Source organism: Pusillimonas sp. ANT_WB101 (assembly GCF_008369125.1).
Taxonomy (GTDB): domain Bacteria; phylum Pseudomonadota; class Gammaproteobacteria; order Burkholderiales; family Burkholderiaceae_B; genus Allopusillimonas.
Genome location: NZ_VOAY01000001.1, coordinates 110,902 through 128,251 on the forward strand (window position 1 = coordinate 110,902; position 17,350 = coordinate 128,251).

The window sequence follows — 17,350 nt, forward strand, 5'->3', positions numbered from 1 at the left end:
GTCAGACTTCTCCTTGTCCGAGCAAGCCTTTGGGGCGAACCACCAGCATTGCAATAACAATCATAAAAATAAGCATGTCTGCGGTGCTGCTGCTGAAAAACAAGCTGCTGTAGCTTTCCAGTAGGCCCAGCGCCAAGCCTGCGACGGCTGCGCCGGGTATGCTGCCCAAGCCGCCCAAAATTACAACGATGAAGGCTTTTAGCAAAGGTGCAGCGCCGACGAAGGGGGATACCGAGAACAGCGGTGCCATGAGCGCGCCGGCCACTGCCGCCAGCCCGACGCCAATGCCAAAACCGATGGGATAGTAGATGCGCGCACGTATGCCCTGTATGGAGGCGATTTCGAAGTCTTCGACCACGGCGCGCAGCGCGCGCCCCGGTCGGGAGTGCTTCAGGAACGCATATAACAGGGCGAGAACTACCAGGGCAAAGATAACGACATAAATCCGCGAGGTTGGGATGGCGATCTTGCCAAAGCGGGTTGCCCCTTGTGCGAGGGAGGGCATGGACAAAGGATCGGGACCGAAGAACATCAGTGCAAGGTTTTGAAGAATCATTGCCAGGCCGATGGTCGCAATCATGCCGTTCAGCTCGTCATTGCGAAACGGTTTGAGCACCATCCATTCAATGACGGCACCAAACAGTACGGCGCCAAGGAACGTAATGGCTAGGGCGGGTAAGAAAGACAGCCCCAGTCCCGCAGTCAGAAAGTAGGCGCCGAACGCGCCTAGCATGTAGAACTCGCCGTGGGCAAAGTTCACCATACGCATGACGCCGAACACCAGAGTAAAGCCGACTGCCATCAACAGGTAAAGCAAGCCGACGATCAAGCCATTGACCGTCGCCTGCACGATGAGAATACTCCAATCCACAATCTGTCCTTTAGCTTACTTGCAGCCGCTTACTGTGCAGCGGGCGCGTATGACTTCTTTTCCGTCTTTGACTTCCGCGACATAGAAGGGCGCATTCAACTGGTGGTTGCTGCCATACATCTCTTGGCCCGTCCAGTTCAGCTTGCCCAGTGAGCCCGAAAAATCAGTGATCTTTTCGAGTTCGGCGCGCACCTTGTCAGTATCGGTGGTTGTACCGGCACGCTTCATGGCTTCAAACAGCATGCGTGTGCCGTCGTAGAACGCTGGGCTGAAGCCGTTCATTGAAGTCTTGTATTTGGTCGCATAGGCTTCGGTGTAGGCTTTGGTGCTATCCAGTTCGGCGTCAATCGGCGTATGCACAAACATGCCTTCCGCAGCCTCCTTGCCGGCTACGTTAACGATTTCCTGAGTGGCCGGGCCGCCAGTGCGAATAATGTTTCCGGTGAATCCGATTTCGCGTGCTTGCTTCACAATGAGGCCAGCCGTCGTGGGCGAATTACCATCGAGTTCGATCGCGTTAATGCCGCGAGCGGCCATGCGGGTAAGCAAGGGAACGAAGTCCACTCGGTCGCGTTCAAAGAACTCCACAGCCGCCAGATCGGCACCTGCATGTTTGTAGGCGGCCTTAAGGTCGATCGCGATCTGCTGTCCGGTTTCATCATTTGGAAATAGCGCTCCGACTTTCTTGATCCCTTGAGACCCGACGACCCAGTCGATTTGCGGCTGAGATACCTCGGCGGTAGTGACGTTAGGACGGAAGGTGAAAGGCTTTTCTTTTTGCAGGGCCTTCGAGGTGAAGCCGAGCGTCATGACGATGACTTTGTTCTTTTCCGTGATGGGCTGGATAGCTAAGACTGGGGCTGAACCCACAGGGCCAATGATGTACTGAACCTTGTCTTCGAAGACCAGACGGTTGGCTACCGTGACTGCTTCATTGGCTTGGTACTTGTCGTCGTAAGCAATGACATTGACTTTGTACTTCTTGCCGCCAACTTCGAGGCCGCCCTTTTCATTGACTTCATCGGCGGCGATTTCAGCGGCGTTTTTCATGCCTTGCCCCCACGATGCGCCAGCGCCGGACAGCGTCACGAGCGCTCCAATATTGAGAGTCTCTTGGGCAGAGACGGAAAGCGGGGCGGCCAGACAGGCCAGCAATACGACAGTGGTTTTGATTTTCATGTGTAGTCTCCAGGAATAGTTCGGTTCAAACCGGTGGAACAGCTGCGCTGTCACGGATTTCTTCCAGGACAGGCATAAGATATTTGCGAAATTGCTGCGGGTTTTCGCTCATGGGGAAGTGGCCGACCTCAGGCATGATGGCCACTTTGGCACCCGGTATGGCGTCAGCGGTGCGTAATGTGTCGGCAGGCGAGCAGGAAAAATCGTATTCGCCAGTCAGCAGATAAAGCGGACAACGTTCCGTATCGATGTTGTTCAGCTTGCCGCGCAGATCGCTGTCTACGCGATAGAAATACAGATCGCCACGAAAGACGCCAGGCCCGCCTTGCATGTACTGCCACAGCGTCTCGTGCCGGTGCAAGGCAGGGGATTGCGGAGCTACCAATCCTGAAACCAGCGCGGCACAAACTTCGCCGCCGTGCACGTCACCCCGATGCAGCCAGGACGTGTCATACCAAGGCTGCTGGTAGTCGGCGCTTTCAACACCGATCAGGGCTCGAAATTTAGCGCCATGGTTGTTGGCGAGCTGAAGGACGATGCGCCCACCGATCGAGCACCCGATAAGGACTGGAGCCTCGAGATCGAGAGCCCGGCAGAACGACAGAATGGTTTCTACGTAGAGTTCGGTTGTGAGGCGATATTCTGTGTCTTGCCAGCCTTCCGGTGGATACGACTTGCCATGCCAAGGCATGTCAAACGCCAGCACTCTGTATTGGCTGGTGATGTCCGGGTCGCACAGCATATGGCGATACTGGCGGTTGTCGGCTCCCGCCGTATGCAGGCAGACCAAAGGAATGCCTTCGCCCGCTTCTTCAAAATAGACTCTACAACGTTTGCCTGCGACATCGAACGACACGTAGCGGCCTGTAATAGGTTCAATCTGCGCGGTCATTCAGCAGCCCTCCGGCCCAATGCCAGCAGGTCTTTCATGTATTGCAGATGAGCCATAAGCGGATGCAGATTGCCTTCAATGCGCATGTGGCCGTTTTTGGCCAACGCAAAAATGTCGTGACTGCCGGCCTCGGGTATGACTTGCCAGAGCCGTGACCAGGTATCGGCGTCGGCCTTGATTGCGAAATCCCAGGAGGCCAGCGGCGGGAAGGTGTCAAGAACTTCGGTTACGCGTCCGTCTTGAATTTGCACCAGAAGCTGAGCCTGTTCAAACTGGAGGAGCACGATGGCATTGACAGATCGGTTCCGCGCATGGCCGGCGGCGACGTGCGCAAAGTGCTGTGCTAATGATGTGCCGCTGCTTGCGGTCTTTGTGTCTCCCATTTTTCCTCCGTGACGCTAATTTTAGTTCTTTCTGAGAGAACGCTTATTCTTAGAGATAGAACATTCTAGTGAGATGTTATTGAACGTGTCAATATGGGGATGACACTAGGATGTCGGGTTTTGCAGTCTGGATATCGCGGAAAAAAGGAACACCACGTGGGTGCTCCTTTAGGCTTAGTTTGAACTTGATTTCAGATTTAAGGGTTGCCGTTTTTCAATTGCCCACTTTAGCAGGGCTGCACTGCGGAATATGCCATGGGCAAACTTGCCATAAGGCATGGTGAGAAACAAGGCCATAACAAACCCCAGGTGTATGGCCAGCAGCAGACCCATATAGCGGGTATCGCGCCATCCGAGCAGCATCAGGCCAGTCAGGCTGATCATGAACAGTAATACGATAAAGCCGCGGTCCATGGGCTTTTGTTCTGTATCGCCATGCAAAGGATGCCGTTTGATGTTCAGCCATAGCAGGCCAGCAGGACCGATCAACAGACCAATTCCGCCCAAGGTGCCCAGAATGACCGGGATGCTGAAGAAAGGATAGGGCGCATGGGAATCCAGCAGATAGTGGTATAGCGTTGCCACACTGGTGGCAGCAAAGCAGAGCATAAAGCCATAGAACGTGAAATGATGAAAGCGCTTACGCCATAGGGTGAACGCATCGTCTTCATTGTTGCAACCCTTGCCATGGCCTCCGTCCAGATAACGCAAGCGCAAGACGTCGCTGGTAGTTTCCGCAATGGCGGTTCCACTTGCCCGTCCCGGCTCCACTTCGCGCCAGAATTTTCTGACACCCATGGCAAGTGCGAAGATGGCAAAACCAAACACTGCGCCAAACATGAGCGCCATCATATTGTGTGGGAATATGGCGTAAAAGTTGCCGGCGAGTGGTTCGTGTATGAGACTGCCTGCTAGTACCAGGGCGAGCACCAAAAACAAGATCAAACCGGCTGCGGTCGCAAGCGACACAGTTAGGCCATTTCTTTTGTACAGCACCCCCAAAGCCGGTGGCCACGCGTAGTCTGTATAGGTTTGCGCCCGCACCTTGGCCATAGCTTGCGGCACGTTAACGGCAAACTCGTGGGGAGGCGCATACTGGCACGCATGCAGGCAGTCACCGCAGTTGTGGCACAGGTTGGACAGATAGTTGATATCGGCCTTGCCGAACTCCAGTCGGCGCGTCATGGCCGGAAAGACTGCGCAGAAGCCTTCGCAATAGCGGCAGGCATTGCAGATCTGCAAAATACGATCCACCTCAGCCTCGTTGGCTGTCAAGAGCCCTAAAGTTGTAGCCGTGCCATTACAGGCGGCATCGTGAACGATGGGGGAGGGGGAAGAGTTGGAGTCTGACGTAACCGCCAGTGACTGGGCTTCCCGAGTCAATTGATCAAGCGACGTCACGCTGTGCTCCTGCAGGATTATTTGCTTTATTGAGGGCGGCTGCTGCGGCACGGTCGCCGGCGATACGACCGAAGGCGGTGCCGATGGACATGCCAACCCCGGCGGTATAGCCCTTGCCTAGTACGTTGCCCGCCATCATTTCTCCGGCTACGAACAGGTTGTCACTGGGCTCACCGTTAAAGTGCACCGCAGCATCGTCGTTGACCTTAAGCCCCAAATACGTGAAGGTGATTCCAGGGCGTAAGGGGTAAGCAAAGAAAGGCCCGGTGTCTATAGGGCGCGCCCAATGTGTTTTCTGTATCGTCAGACCTTCAGTGTGGCAGTCATCCAAAATCGTGTGGTCGAACGTGCCAACATGACAAGCGGCGTTATACGACTCCACCGTTTGTACAAAACGATTTTGGTCCAGCCCTAGCTTCTGTGCCAGTTCTGATAGTGAGTCGGCGCGCGTGCCAGGAAAGACCGGAGGCATGAAGCTGCCAACGGCCTGGCTGTCAATGATGGAGTAGGCGATCTGGCTGGGTTGGTGCGCCACCAGCCGGCCCCAGATGGCGTAGCGCTTGGGCCAAAAGTCTTCACCCTCGTCGTAGAACCGTTCGGCGTTGAGATTGACCACCACGCCCAGGGAGACGCAGTCTATGCGCGTACAGATGCCCCCATCGTATAAGGGGGCTCGTGCGTCGATGGCGACGCAGTGAGATTGGGATGGATCGCCGATGGCATCTGCGCCGGCGTCCAGCATATAGCGCAGCAGCACGCCTTGGTTAAAGCGTGTGCCCCGAATCAGGAAGTTGTCTGCTGGCCACTCGCCTCGCTCGTTCTGGCCCCAGGCTTCGCGCAGCCATTCTCGATTAGATTCGAAACCGCCTGCGGCCAGCACACAGGAGCGCGCGGTGATGCGCTCTGAGCCAATGCGCGCCGCAACGAAGCGTCCGTTGTCAAGTTCAATGGCGTCTACGGGGGCGTTGTACCGCACGTCCACACCCAGATTCTGCGCGCTGCGGAAATACGCGTTGACCAGCGCCTTGCCACCACCCATGAAAAAGGCGTTGGTTCGGGCAACGTGCAAGGCACCCGACAGCGGGTTCTGGAAATTGACGCCGTGTATGCGCATCCAGTCGCGGCAAGTGGCGGTGCTGCGTATCACCAGCCGTGCAAGGTGTTCGTTGGTAAGGCCGCCAGTTACTTTGAGAAGGTCTTGCCAATATTCTTCTTCTGGATACGCCTCCACCAGCACGTCTTGAGGCTCGTCGTGCATGCAGCGCAGATTGCGGGTGTGAATGGAATTGCCGCCGCGCCATTCTTTAGGGGCGGATTCCAGCATGAGAACAGAGGCGCCTGCTTCGCGGGCGGTTAGTGCAGCACACAGGGCGGCATTGCCGCCGCCAATCACTAAAACATCATAGTCTGGCGAGTTTTTCACCCTGCCTCCTGAGTAAAACGGACGTGAGACTGTTATGACCAAGACCGAGAATCGAGGGCATGTTCTAAAATGAATACAAAAGTATACATTCAAAATGAATAAAAATGCGAGCGCTATACCCTTGCTATGGTGCCCCTGTTGTGATCTGGGGTATCTGGTCGGCAATTGCATGCGCTTCATATTCAAGAAACTGGATGCTCTCGCACAAGTCGTGGTTGTTCTCCAGTGTTGTTTCACTGTCCCGTTTTGCCCCGACGGGCAAGTGCGTCTCGAAGAGCACTGCGCGCGATTTGAGTGACAGTCGCTCTTCTCTGTTCTTGGATAGCCTCAAAAGATCGTCGCATCGATGGTGCTTAGCAGCGCGTCCTCGCAGACACACTGTCCCGCATGATGCCATGCATCTCACAGCAGGCGCAGATTTTTCCCACCGGATTGAACAGGTCGGTGTGAGTCTTGTTGTTGTGTAGTTCGACAGAGCGGTTACGCCGATGCACTCTTGATCCGGAGATTCAATTGAACGCCACCAGCCGATCAATACGTATTGACAGCCTACTGCCTATTCCATAAAATAGAATATACGTTCTATCTAATAGAACGATATGTGAAGTGCTAAGCCAATATAAAAAATTCAGGAGTGGACAATGAAATCGTTGCAAAAAATTGTAGCCGGCGCCGCTTTCGCGGCAATAGGCTTCGCGCCCATGCTGGCGACTGCGGCAGACTACCCAAACCAACCAGTTAGACTGATTGTTGGGTTTAGTCCCGGGAGCACAATTGATACCGTCGCACGGATCATTGGTGAGGGGCTCACCAAGCGCATGGGAACCACGTTTCTCGTGGATAACAAGACGGGTGCAAACGGAATGATTGCAGCTCGCAGTGTTGCACAGGCAAAACCTGACGGGTATACGTTACTAGTCAGTAACTCTAGCTCAATCACCGTCAATCCATTGCTGTATGCCGATTTGCAATATCATCCCCTGAAGGATTTTGAGCCTATCACCACCGTCATTTCGGTCCCGTTCGTGCTTGCAATGAATCCAAACAATTCCCGGCTCAAATCAGTTTCTAGTGTAAAAGATCTGATTGATATCGCCCGTAAAGAACCCGGAAAACTAACCTATGGTTCTGCGGGTAATGGCAACCTGATGCATCTTGCAGGGGCGCAGCTTGCTGCTATGTCAAGCACTGATATGGTCCATGTGCCCTACCGCGGTGCAGCACCCATGGAAGCCGCACTTTTGGCGGGAGACATTGATTTCGGATTTGACACCCTGTCTGGCGTTCCGTTGATGAATTCAGGAGCACTCAAGCCGCTGGCAACGTCCACCAAGGAGCGGTGGCGTGATCTGCCCGACGTCCCAACTGTTGCTGAACAAGGTTATCCCGACTTTGATATTTCATTTTGGGTAGGGACTTTTGCGCCTCACGGCACACCTAAAAAAATAGTAGAGCGCCTAAATAAGGAAATCGCCGAGGTGGCTCGTGATCCTGAGATTCAAAAGAAGCTGATGGCACAGGGGAACATTTTGACGCAGAGCCCACAGGAGTTCTACAAGAAGATTGAAACGGAATTGACGCAAAACGGTGAGCTGATAAAGCGTGCCAATATCAAAATTGAAAAATAAAAGTTGTTCTGCGAAGGCCCTGCCGTAGAAATGGCAAGGCCTCGCCGACGTGAAGAGTGTGTTGAGGAGTATCGAATGTCTTGGCAAAAAGAGCTAGACGAGCTTGAGCGTCGTAAGCAAATGGCCTACAAAATGGGAGGAGACGAGAAGCTTGCCCGGCATCGAGAGAAGGGCAGGTTGCCAGTGCGTGAACGCATTGAGCAATTGGTCGATGCGGGATCCTTCCAGGAGGTGGGAGCGCTAAGCGGTAGCAGTGTGTATGACGAGCACGGTGTGTTAACGGATTTCACGCCCTCAAACTTCCTTACGGGCCGTGCACGTATTGACGGTCGACCCGTCGTCCTGGCCGCTGACGATTTTACCGTTAGAGGTGGGGCCAACGATGGAGCGGTTGGGGACAAGCTGATGGCTTCTGAGCGTATGGCTAGAGATTTGCAGCTACCACTGATTCGAATGGTGGACGGGACCGGCGGCGGTGGCTCAGTCAAGAATATAGAGAACCAGGGCTACACCTTGCTGCCGAAGCTGCGAATGTGGCCAGCAATGGCAGAGAACCTGGCAACAGTGCCCGTCGTGTCGATGGCGTTGGGTTCTGTGGCCGGATTGGGTGCGGCACGTGTTGCGACCAGCCATTATTCGATTATGGTCAAGAACACCTCTCAGCTATTTATTGCGGGCCCGCCTGTTGTCGCTCGGATTGGCCAGGTCCTCGATAAGAATGAATTGGGTGGTAGTAGCATACACGCCCGCAATGGGGTAGTTGATGACGAGGTGGCGAGCGAGGCACAAGCATTCGCGAAAGCGCGCAAATTTCTATCTTACTTGCCGCGTTCCGTCCATGAACTGCCCCCGCGTTCCGAGCAAGTCGCTCCTGCCGCGAGCGACCAGAGTTGGTTGCGGACTGCCATCCCTACCGAGTCTCGCCAGGTCTACAAGATGAGGCCAATTGTCGAATCGGTTGTGGATCACGGTTCGTTCATGGAAATCGGCAACAAGTGGGGTAGGTCACTGATAGTGGGGTTGGCCAGAATTAAAGGTTGGCCTATCGCTGTATTCGCCAGTGACCCGTATCACTATGGTGGTGCGTGGGATAAACAGGCATCCGAAAAATTTATCCGGATGCTGGACCTCGCTGAAGTATTTCACTTGCCTGTGGTGAATCTTGTTGACGTTCCAGGGTTCCAGATCGGCCTCAGTGCTGAAAAAGAAGGAGCTATGCGCTATGGCGTCCGTGCCTTGACGGCGGTAGCGCAGTCGACGGTACCGTGGTGCACCTTCATTGTTCGGAAAGCATTTGGGGTGGCCGCTGGTGGCCACCAAAGCGACGCGAGATTCAATTTCCGATACGCGTGGCCTTCGGCACAGTGGGGTTCGTTGCCGATAGAGGGCGGACTCGAAGTTGCCTACAAGCGTGAAATTGAAAGTGCCGAAGATCCCGATGCGAAACGCCGGGAAATAGAGGAACGCGTACGGTCGCTTACCTCACCTTACCGTAGTGCTGAAGCGTTTGTGGTGGAAGACATTATCGATCCAAGCAACACACGAGATTTGCTCGAAGAGTTTATTGACGTGGTCATTCCGCTGCGTAAAGCTGGGGCGCGTACTTTCGGATACAGGCCTTGATTATGAGGCTATCGGTAAAGAAAATTAGCCGCGTGTTGGTGGCAAATCGTGGGGCAATCGCTCGCAGAATCATACGCGCTTCGCGCGCGCTGGGGTTGGAGTCAGTTGTCATTTATTCCGAGGCAGATAAAGACCTATCTTATTTGCAAGAGGCGGACTTCTCCGAATGTATTGGGCCAGCAGCGCCCGTGACGAGCTATCTGAACTCGGAGATTATCCTCGACGTGGCCCGCAGATATAAAGTTGACGCGCTGCATCCAGGTTATGGTTTTCTGTCGGAGAACGGCGATTTTGCACAGGCGGTGCAAGATGCCGGTATCTGCTTCATTGGGCCAGCCCCGCGACTGATAAGGATGCTTGGGCACAAGACCAAGGCCCGTGATGCAATGCGAAAAGCCGGCATGCCGATGGTAGAAAGTAGCGACGTGCTTTCAGGCGATATCCACGAAGTACGAGCCGTCGCGGAAGCATTGGGGTTTCCATTGCTGATCAAACCAGCAGCTGGCGGTGGCGGTATAGGAATGCTCCCTCTGTACAACACGGGTCAGATCGATACAGAATGGGAGCGCGCGAGAGCTATTGCCGAACGCAGCTTCGGCCGAACGGATTTGTACTTGGAACAGTTGCTGCGAGCTCCCCGTCACATAGAGTTCCAATTTCTCGCTGACAAGTATGGTGGGGTGCGGTGCATATTTGAACGTGATTGCTCTACTCAGAGGCGCCATCAAAAGGTACTTGAAGAAGCTCCCGCGCCGCTGTTGGACCGTGCCGTAGTTTCTAAAATGGGGAAGCAGCTCGAAGAGATACTTGCCGCTCTTGCCTATGATGTGATCGGCACGGTGGAAATGCTTTACACCCCTGAGCGGGGGTTCTCCTTTCTGGAAATGAATACCCGTCTGCAGGTCGAGCATGCAGTGACAGAGGAGGTCACTGGTATCGACATGGTGACATCACAGATTCGCCTGGCCGCAGGTGAGTCTATCGCGGAGGTATTGCCAAACAGAATTACTTTGGAGGGACATGCTATAGAGGCACGAGTCTACGCCGAGGATCCGCTGCGTTTTATTCCATCGCCGGGCATTTTGAAAGAATTTCGACCGCCTGTCATGCAAGGGATTCGAATCGAAACTGGTTATGAAGAAGGAGCCCGAATCTCGAGCTACTACGACCCTTTGGTCGCTAAGGTCATCGCCAAGGCGCCAGACCGCATAGCAGCCATCGATAAATTGTCGACAGCGTTAGACGCGTTTTCGATATTGGGCGTGAAAACGAACATTCCGTTTATACAACGTGTACTCAAAGATGCAGATTTCAGGCGCGGGGTAGTGTCTACCGAAATAGTTCACCGAATACTCGCCTAAGGCGAAAACAATATACAGAGATTAGATAAGGGGAGCATAAATGGAAAAGATAGAGGCTACCGTAAGTGGTCGCGTGTTGGCCATACTGGTGAAGGTTGGAGATAAGGTGGCAGTGGGTGATGACGTTGCCAAGATTGAGTCTATGAAAATGGAGATTCCGGTCAGCTCCGACTTTGAAGGTACTGTCTCGAATATTGCCATTACCGTGGATGAACAGGTGGAAGAGGGCCAGCCTATTATTGAGTTGGACGACTGACTATGATTGAACAGCACTCTATTGTCTTTCCGCAAGGCACAGTAGTCGTACTTCAGTTACAGAATCCGCCGGTCAATAGTATCGGCAGCGCAGTTCGGATTGCTTTGACCGAGGCGCTAGATCGAGCTATTAATAATCCGGACATACAAGCAATTATCTTGACGGGCTCAGGGAAATTCTTCTCCGCCGGAGCGGACATACGCGAATTCAATACGCCTTTTGCCAAACAGAAGCCTGTTTTGGCCGATATCATTAGTCAGCTTGAAAACTCACCAAAGCCGACTGTTGCGGCGTTAAACGGTTCCGCGCTGGGAGGTGGGTTGGAGCTGACGCTAGGTTGCCATTTTCGGATCGCGCTGAGCGGAATTAGTATGGGTTTGCCTGAGGTAAAGCTTGGCGTTCTACCTGGAGCAGGAGGTACTCAGCGCCTGCCCAGACTCGTGGGCGTCGAGCCGGCGCTTGAGATGATCGCTAGCGGCGAAATGATCGATACGGAGCAGGCATTGAAGTGGGGCCTGGTAGATAAAGTGGTAGAGGCTGACTTGCTCACTGAAGCAGGCCTTCTTGGTTTAGAAGCAGTAGCCAACTTTCAGGGCGCTCCTGCGTTAAGTCGCGGAGCTGTCTCGGAAGTCGTGGCTCCAGATGTTTTCGAGGCGGCTCGCAAACAAGCATCTAAACGCTTTCGCGGTTGTATCGCGCCACTAGAAGCGATTGCATGTATAGAGAAGTCTTTAGTATGTGATCTTGACGAAGGCTTGGAGTTTGAGCGGGAACGATTTCGTCTGTTGGTCGACGGAGATCAGTCCAAAGCGCAGCGGCATATTTTCTTTGCCGAACGTGCTGCGACGAAGTTGCCGAAAATCACTGCTAGTTCGCCTGAGATTGAATCCGTAGGCGTTGTCGGTGCGGGCACGATGGGCGGCGGAATAGCAATGAGCTTGGCGAACTATGGAATTCCGGTCATTATGCTTGAGCGGGACAAGGCGGCACTTGATCGGGGTATGCAAACGATACGATCCAACTACGCAGCCAGCGTTAAAAGACGAAAGCTGACTGACGTGGATATGGATCGTCGCTTGGCGTTGATTCAGCCCTCGTTGCGTGATGCTGATCTTGCTAACGTTGACTTGGTCATTGAGGCAGCCTTTGAGGACATGGACGTAAAGAAAGAAATCTTTGCGCGTCTGGACTCCATTTGCAAGCCTCAGGCGATTCTTGCATCGAACACCTCTCGTCTTGATATCAATGAGCTTGCTGAAACGACCTCGCGTCCCTCCCAGGTTATTGGTACTCATTTCTTCAGCCCCGCAAATGTGATGCGATTGCTGGAAGTTGTTCACGGTCGACACACAGCTGACTCAGTGGTGGCAGCGCTTTTCAAACTGGCCAAGCGGATCGAAAAAATACCTGTGTTGGTGGGGATTTGCGACGGGTTCGTCGGAAACAGAATGGTAAGCCCTTACACGCGTGAAGCACATTTTTTGCTTGAAGAGGGCGCATCGCCCGCGCAGGTTGATGGTGCGTTGCGTCAGTTTGGTATGGCCATGGGACCTTTGCAGATGGGCGATATGGCTGGCCTGGATATCAGTTGGGCAGCACGAAAACGTCTGGCACCGACGCGTCCTGCTCACATTCGCTATAGCCACGTAGCGGATCGGATTTGTGAAATGGATCGGTTTGGCCAAAAGACGCTCGCCGGCTTTTACCGGTATGAGGCGGGTAGCCGAAATCCTATCTCGGATCCCGCCGTCGACGAGATTATTGAGTCATGTGCCCGCGAGTCTGGAATTGAGCGGCGAGTGTTGACTGATATAGAAATCGTGCAACGGACGATCTATGCGTTGGTGAATGAAGGCGCACGGATACTTCAGGAAGGCATTGCTCAGAGGTCCTCTGACATAGATGTGATTTATGTGTCGGGTTATGGCTTTCCTGTTTTTCGTGGTGGGCCTATGTTCTATGCCGATACCGTTGGCCTTGCAGAGGTGCTGGCCACGATTGAGCAGTTTCATAAAGTGCACGGTGAGTTATGGACACCTGCTCCGTTGCTTCAAGAGCTGGCCCAAAACGGCGGAAAATTTTCTGATCTGTAGCGCGTCGGCTATCACTGTGCACTACGGTGTCTAGTCCCAATAGCACAAGGATAAAAATGGATAAGTTAAGTAGTGAGCTGGAATCGTTAGGCCCGCAGGCGCGGTATTTTCAACGCTTGAATCAAGGGGTATTCGAAATTCAGGAATGCCGAGCTTGTTCCTGCCATCAATTTTTCCCACGCACGCTTTGCCAATATTGCGGATCTGTGGACCTGGACTGGGTCCAGCCTAGCGGGAAGGGGACTGTCTACTCATTTAGCGTGGTTCGTCGTAAGGCGGAGGCGGGCGGAGACTACAACGTTGTTCTTGTCGATCTTGATGAGGGAGTCAGATTAATGAGCCGCGTTGACGGCGTTTCGAATGAGGATCTTCGGATCGGCATGAAAGTGTCAGCGCATGTGCAAGTGGAACATGAAAAGGGATTGTTGGTTTTTCTGCCCGGAGTTGAGCAATGAAATCTTTGGGGGTTTTTCGCGGCAGTGTCGCGATTGCGGGGGTGGGCGTGGCTGGCCTGGGCGATGCTTCAGGCTATACCGAGACTGAGATTCTTGCTCAGGCGGCAGTAAGGGCGGTGGCCGACGCAGGACTTACGATGCAGGACATCGATGGGCTTGCCACGTGTAGCTCGTCCGCGACGATGTGGGCGATGCCTGTAACGGAATATTTAGGACTGCGACCTCGTTTCATTGAAAGCACGATGTTGGGTGGCTCTAGTTTCTTGGCGCACTTGCTTCCGTCAATTTTGGCACTAGAATCCGGTCAATGCAACGCTGTTTTGGTTTGTTATGGCAGCACGCAGCGCAGTGCGACGTTTGGGCGCAAGGAAGGCGTAAAAGCTCGTATGCTATTGGACCCTCAGCCTTTTGAACAGCCGTACTCCCCCATTGCTCCTATCACTTCTTATGCACTTGCAGCGGCGCGGCATATGCACGAGTATGGAACGACACGGTCCCAACTGGCAGAGATCGCGGTGGCAGCCCGACAGTGGGCGCAGCTTAACCCCGAGGCAATCATGCGCGAGCCTCTTTCGATTGAGGACGTCATAAATGCGCGGATGGTGTCTGACCCACTTTCCACGCGTGATTGTTGCTTGGTTACTGATGGTGCTGGTGCCTACGTTCTCGTCAGGTCCGATAGAGCGAGAACGCTCAAGCGCAAGCCTGTTTACGTGTTGGGCTCAGCGACTGCGGTGTGGAACAGGCAAATTTCTTCCATGGCTGATCTTACAACCACTGCTGCGGTAGAGTCAGGGCAACGTGCATTAGCCATGGCGGGCGTTAATCTTGCCGACATTGATGTTGTTCAGCTTTATGACGCATTTACGATAAACACACTGCTGTTCCTTGAGGATTTAGGCTTCTGCAAAAAAGGTGAAGGTGGTGCTTTCGTTGAGAATGGTGCGATTGCACCGGGGGGACGCTTACCGGTTAATACGAATGGAGGTGGCTTGTCATGCTTGCACCCCGGCATGTACGGCATATTTCTGTTGATCGAGGCGGTCCGCCAGCTTCGTGGAGATTGTGATTTGCGCCAGGTAGATGGGGCAGAGCTGGCGTTAGTCCATGGGAATGGTGGAACCTTATCTAGCCAATCCACAGCAATTCTCGGTACCGAGGCTACTTTATGAGTCATCAGCAAGGAAGCTGTCATGCTTGATAAAATCGTTCCAAGCTTGGAGGCGGCGGTTGCCGATGTGCATGATGGTGCAACACTGTTGATCGGTGGGTTTGGCGCGTCAGGCGTTCCTACTGAATTAATCTGTGCTTTGCTGGACCAGGGTGCAAGAGAGCTCGTGGTGGTAAACAACAATGCCGGTAACGGCCCGGTGGGCCTGAGCCAACTGCTGGCTGCCGGAAGGGTTCGCAAGATGGTTTGTTCGTTCGCACGCTCTTCAAATAAGGCTCAGCCTAATGCGGTGGCTTTCGCCGAGCTTTATCATGATGGCAAGATTGAGCTTGAATGCGTGCCGCAAGGAACAATGGCAGAGCGTATGCGCGCTGCCGGTTCTGGTCTAGGGCCGTTCTTCACGCCAACATCTTACGGGACTGCTTTGGCTGCTGGTAAAGAAACGCGTGTCATCGACGGCGTGGGCTATGTCCTTGAGAATCCCCTTAAGGGGGATTTCGCATTTGTTAAGGCTCAGTTCGGTGACCGATGGGGAAACCTGACATATCGATACGCAGGTAGGAACTTTGGGCCAGTGATGGCCATGGCAGCGACGACAACGATTGCCCAGGTTGATCTGATCGTAGAGCTTGGCGATATTGCTCCGGAGCACGTCGCAACGCCTGGCATATTCGTTCAGGGCGTGGTTCAGACAGGAAAGCAGAATAATGGCTAAGAAATTAACCCGACATCAAATGGCGGAACTACTTGCCAAGGATATACCTGACGGGTTTTACGTCAACTTGGGTATCGGAATGCCGACATTGATTTCACGCTACTTGCCCTCTGACAAGGATGTCATTCTGCATACGGAAAATGGTATCGTAGGCATGGGTCCGGGCGACGCTGAAGTGCCACTAGACTTAGATCTAATCAATGCGAGTAAAGAGCCGGTAACATTACTGCGGGGTTCTTCGATTACAGATCATGTTGTGTCGTTTGCGATGATGCGTGGCGGCCACCTGGATCTGGCCGTTTTGGGGGCATTTCAGGTTTCAGAACGTGGCGACATTGCCAATTGGGATACGGGCCTTGCGGGTACTATTCCCGCCGTTGGGGGTGCCATGGACTTGGTTGCGGGCGCAAAGCAGCTATTCGTGATTATGGAGCATGTAACAAAAAACGAGGAGCCCAAAATAGTTCAGGAATGCAGTTATCCGCTGACAGGTTCCGCCGTAGTCAGCCGAATTTACACTGATCGGGCCATTATCGACGTGCGGAAAGGCGGCTTGCTCGTTACTGCAATGATTGAAGGAATGGGTTTTGAGCAGCTTCAGGCAATGACGGGTTGTCACTTGGAACTCTGTCCCAATTGGAGAGTGTTACCGTGTGCATCGTAACCGCTTTTAGGGATGATTCTCGCCTAAATGGACGCTCCGGGTTTATCAAGCGTTAAGTTCATATTGGCTGAAGGTAAAGGGTGCTGATCGAAGCCCCCATGTTCAAGGCCTACGCTCCCAATATCACGCCAGATCCCAAGAGAGGTATCGGTAGGTGGTACAGGCTTCTTCAACCATTTTTCAGGTCATCTCGTTCAGCATCTTTTGCAGTCATGGTTGCAACGGCACTTCAGGGTGAAAGTCTCTGCAGAAGCCTCGGGATGCTCGTCGCGTTTAACCGTTCGTCCTGTGGCTTCCGTAACGCGAAAGGGCAAGCAGTAGGATTTCATCCCGATCTGGTACGTGCGGCATTTGAACCGCTTAGTATTAAAGACATTGAATTTGTGATTTCCGACTTTGGACCTTGTTAATTTACGGGAGGCTTTCCGTTAGAACCCGTGAAACAAGAAGTCTATTGCGGCCACGATATCATCGTGGCGATTTTGAACGCTGAATGCCGCTACTTTCAGGTCTTTGACGGGAACCGCAGCCATGTACTGGGTCACCATTGAGTACTGAACACCCTCTATGTTAAACAAGGGGTTAAGTGTTTTTGCGGGCTTTGGCGCCTCGGAGAGGGGCAGCAATGGAACCACCATTCGCGTATTGAACGGGCGCATAAGGTCGGCTTGGACATTAATAAGATACCCGGGTCCTGACGGATTAGGATAGACGCTGAACCGAGCCATCAGAACATCCTGTACTTTGCCAGTGGCAGCCCGTGCTTATCGACGAAAGCGTTAGAGCTATCAATTGCCTCTTTATTTTCCTTCAACCAGAGTTCTGCGCGCTTGTGTGCAATAGCTTGTGCGAGTCCAGCTTCAGCGGCATGTGAAATATTAATGTGCAGTAATTTGGCTTCGGAGAGCAGATGTTCTGTCAGAGACACATTAGTTGCTCGCTTGAGCGTACTGCTGGGTCCACGTAACGCGGGCATGAGTTGACTCCTTTTAAAACATATTTAATGGTGTCATACATGCGCATTTTTCACAACATTATTTGCAGGCAAATAAACGCACACATCTTGCTGCTACCACCGAGGAGCGTGAGCGCATCAATGTGTTAGAGCGAGAGAGCAAGGAGTTACGTCGAGCCGAATGGCGCCGGAAGCGCGTGACTCGACGCCACCTTCCCAAAACACTGACATTATTTTTGCGCTCAAAGCGAAGCCGGTAAAGCGCACGCTTGATATGAGA

17 protein-coding genes are annotated in these 17,350 nt (G+C 53.3%); 9 read left to right on the top strand and 8 right to left on the bottom strand.

Going from position 1 to position 17,350, the window contains the following annotated elements:
• Position 1 precedes the first annotated feature (1 nt).
• The 6 genes from FQ179_RS00510 to tcuA form a co-directional block, all read right to left on the bottom strand.
• The gene (locus FQ179_RS00510; RefSeq protein WP_149395334.1) at positions 2–871 is read right to left on the bottom strand and encodes a branched-chain amino acid ABC transporter permease; all 870 of its coding nucleotides are present in this window, start codon (positions 869–871) and stop codon (positions 2–4) included.
• 15 nt (positions 872–886) lie between these two features.
• Positions 887–2,050 carry an ABC transporter substrate-binding protein gene (locus tag FQ179_RS00515; RefSeq protein ID WP_149395335.1) on the bottom strand — a complete coding sequence of 388 codons (1,164 nt, stop codon included), beginning with the start codon at positions 2,048–2,050 and terminating at the stop codon, positions 887–889.
• A gap of 25 nt (positions 2,051–2,075) precedes the next feature.
• On the bottom strand, positions 2,076–2,942 hold the full coding sequence (locus FQ179_RS00520) for an alpha/beta fold hydrolase (RefSeq protein WP_149395336.1): 867 nt from the start codon (positions 2,940–2,942) through the stop codon (positions 2,076–2,078).
• Positions 2,939–3,325 carry a hypothetical protein gene (locus FQ179_RS00525; RefSeq protein WP_149395337.1) on the bottom strand — a complete coding sequence of 129 codons (387 nt, stop codon included), beginning with the start codon at positions 3,323–3,325 and terminating at the stop codon, positions 2,939–2,941. The genes FQ179_RS00520 and FQ179_RS00525 overlap by 4 nt, the downstream gene beginning before the upstream one ends.
• Positions 3,326–3,499: 174 nt before the next feature.
• The gene (tcuB, locus tag FQ179_RS00530) at positions 3,500–4,648 is read right to left on the bottom strand and encodes a tricarballylate utilization 4Fe-4S protein TcuB (protein ID WP_255474890.1); all 1,149 of its coding nucleotides are present in this window, start codon (positions 4,646–4,648) and stop codon (positions 3,500–3,502) included.
• 64 nt (positions 4,649–4,712) lie between these two features.
• Entirely contained in the window at positions 4,713–6,149 is a 1,437-nt protein-coding gene (gene tcuA, locus FQ179_RS00535) for an FAD-dependent tricarballylate dehydrogenase TcuA (protein WP_149395339.1), read from the bottom strand.
• Positions 6,150–6,790: 641 nt separating this feature from the next.
• On the opposite strand from tcuA, the gene FQ179_RS00540 reads away from it, so the two are divergent.
• The 9 genes from FQ179_RS00540 to FQ179_RS00580 all read left to right on the top strand — a co-directional run bounded on the left by FQ179_RS00540 (position 6,791) and on the right by FQ179_RS00580 (position 16,115).
• Positions 6,791–7,777, top strand: a complete 987-nt coding sequence (locus tag FQ179_RS00540) for a tripartite tricarboxylate transporter substrate binding protein (RefSeq protein ID WP_149395340.1) — start codon at positions 6,791–6,793, stop codon at positions 7,775–7,777.
• 75 nt (positions 7,778–7,852) lie between these two features.
• Positions 7,853–9,400 carry an acyl-CoA carboxylase subunit beta gene (locus tag FQ179_RS00545; RefSeq protein ID WP_149395341.1) on the top strand — a complete coding sequence of 516 codons (1,548 nt, stop codon included), beginning with the start codon at positions 7,853–7,855 and terminating at the stop codon, positions 9,398–9,400.
• 2 nt (positions 9,401–9,402) lie between these two features.
• Positions 9,403–10,761, top strand: a complete 1,359-nt coding sequence (locus FQ179_RS00550; protein WP_149395342.1) for an acetyl/propionyl/methylcrotonyl-CoA carboxylase subunit alpha — start codon at positions 9,403–9,405, stop codon at positions 10,759–10,761.
• Positions 10,762–10,801: 40 nt separating this feature from the next.
• Positions 10,802–11,017, top strand: a complete 216-nt coding sequence (locus FQ179_RS00555; RefSeq protein ID WP_149395343.1) for an acetyl-CoA carboxylase biotin carboxyl carrier protein subunit — start codon at positions 10,802–10,804, stop codon at positions 11,015–11,017.
• 2 nt (positions 11,018–11,019) lie between these two features.
• Entirely contained in the window at positions 11,020–13,110 is a 2,091-nt protein-coding gene (locus FQ179_RS00560; RefSeq protein WP_149395344.1) for a 3-hydroxyacyl-CoA dehydrogenase NAD-binding domain-containing protein, read from the top strand.
• 56 nt (positions 13,111–13,166) lie between these two features.
• Positions 13,167–13,565, top strand: coding sequence for a Zn-ribbon domain-containing OB-fold protein (locus FQ179_RS00565; protein WP_149395345.1), 399 nt, complete (start codon positions 13,167–13,169; stop codon positions 13,563–13,565).
• Positions 13,562–14,737: a thiolase gene (locus FQ179_RS00570; protein ID WP_149395346.1), complete on the top strand. Its 1,176-nt coding sequence runs from the start codon at positions 13,562–13,564 to the stop codon at positions 14,735–14,737. Before FQ179_RS00565 ends, FQ179_RS00570 begins: the two co-directional genes overlap by 4 nt.
• Before the next feature lie 21 nt (positions 14,738–14,758).
• A complete protein-coding gene (locus FQ179_RS00575; RefSeq protein ID WP_149395347.1) occupies positions 14,759–15,451 on the top strand; it encodes a 3-oxoacid CoA-transferase subunit A in 693 nt (230 codons plus the stop codon).
• Complete coding sequence (locus tag FQ179_RS00580) at positions 15,444–16,115, top strand: 3-oxoacid CoA-transferase subunit B (RefSeq protein WP_304654074.1); 672 nt, start codon at positions 15,444–15,446, stop codon at positions 16,113–16,115. The genes FQ179_RS00575 and FQ179_RS00580 overlap by 8 nt, the downstream gene beginning before the upstream one ends.
• 428 nt (positions 16,116–16,543) lie before the next feature.
• Here the strand turns inward: FQ179_RS00580 and FQ179_RS00585 are convergent, their stop codons facing one another.
• Together FQ179_RS00585 and FQ179_RS00590 are read right to left on the bottom strand one after the other, a co-directional pair.
• Complete coding sequence (locus FQ179_RS00585; protein WP_149395348.1) at positions 16,544–16,843, bottom strand: CcdB family protein; 300 nt, start codon at positions 16,841–16,843, stop codon at positions 16,544–16,546.
• Positions 16,843–17,091: a type II toxin-antitoxin system CcdA family antitoxin gene (locus FQ179_RS00590; RefSeq protein WP_149395349.1), complete on the bottom strand. Its 249-nt coding sequence runs from the start codon at positions 17,089–17,091 to the stop codon at positions 16,843–16,845. The genes FQ179_RS00585 and FQ179_RS00590 overlap by 1 nt, the downstream gene beginning before the upstream one ends.
• Positions 17,092–17,350 lie beyond the last annotated feature (259 nt).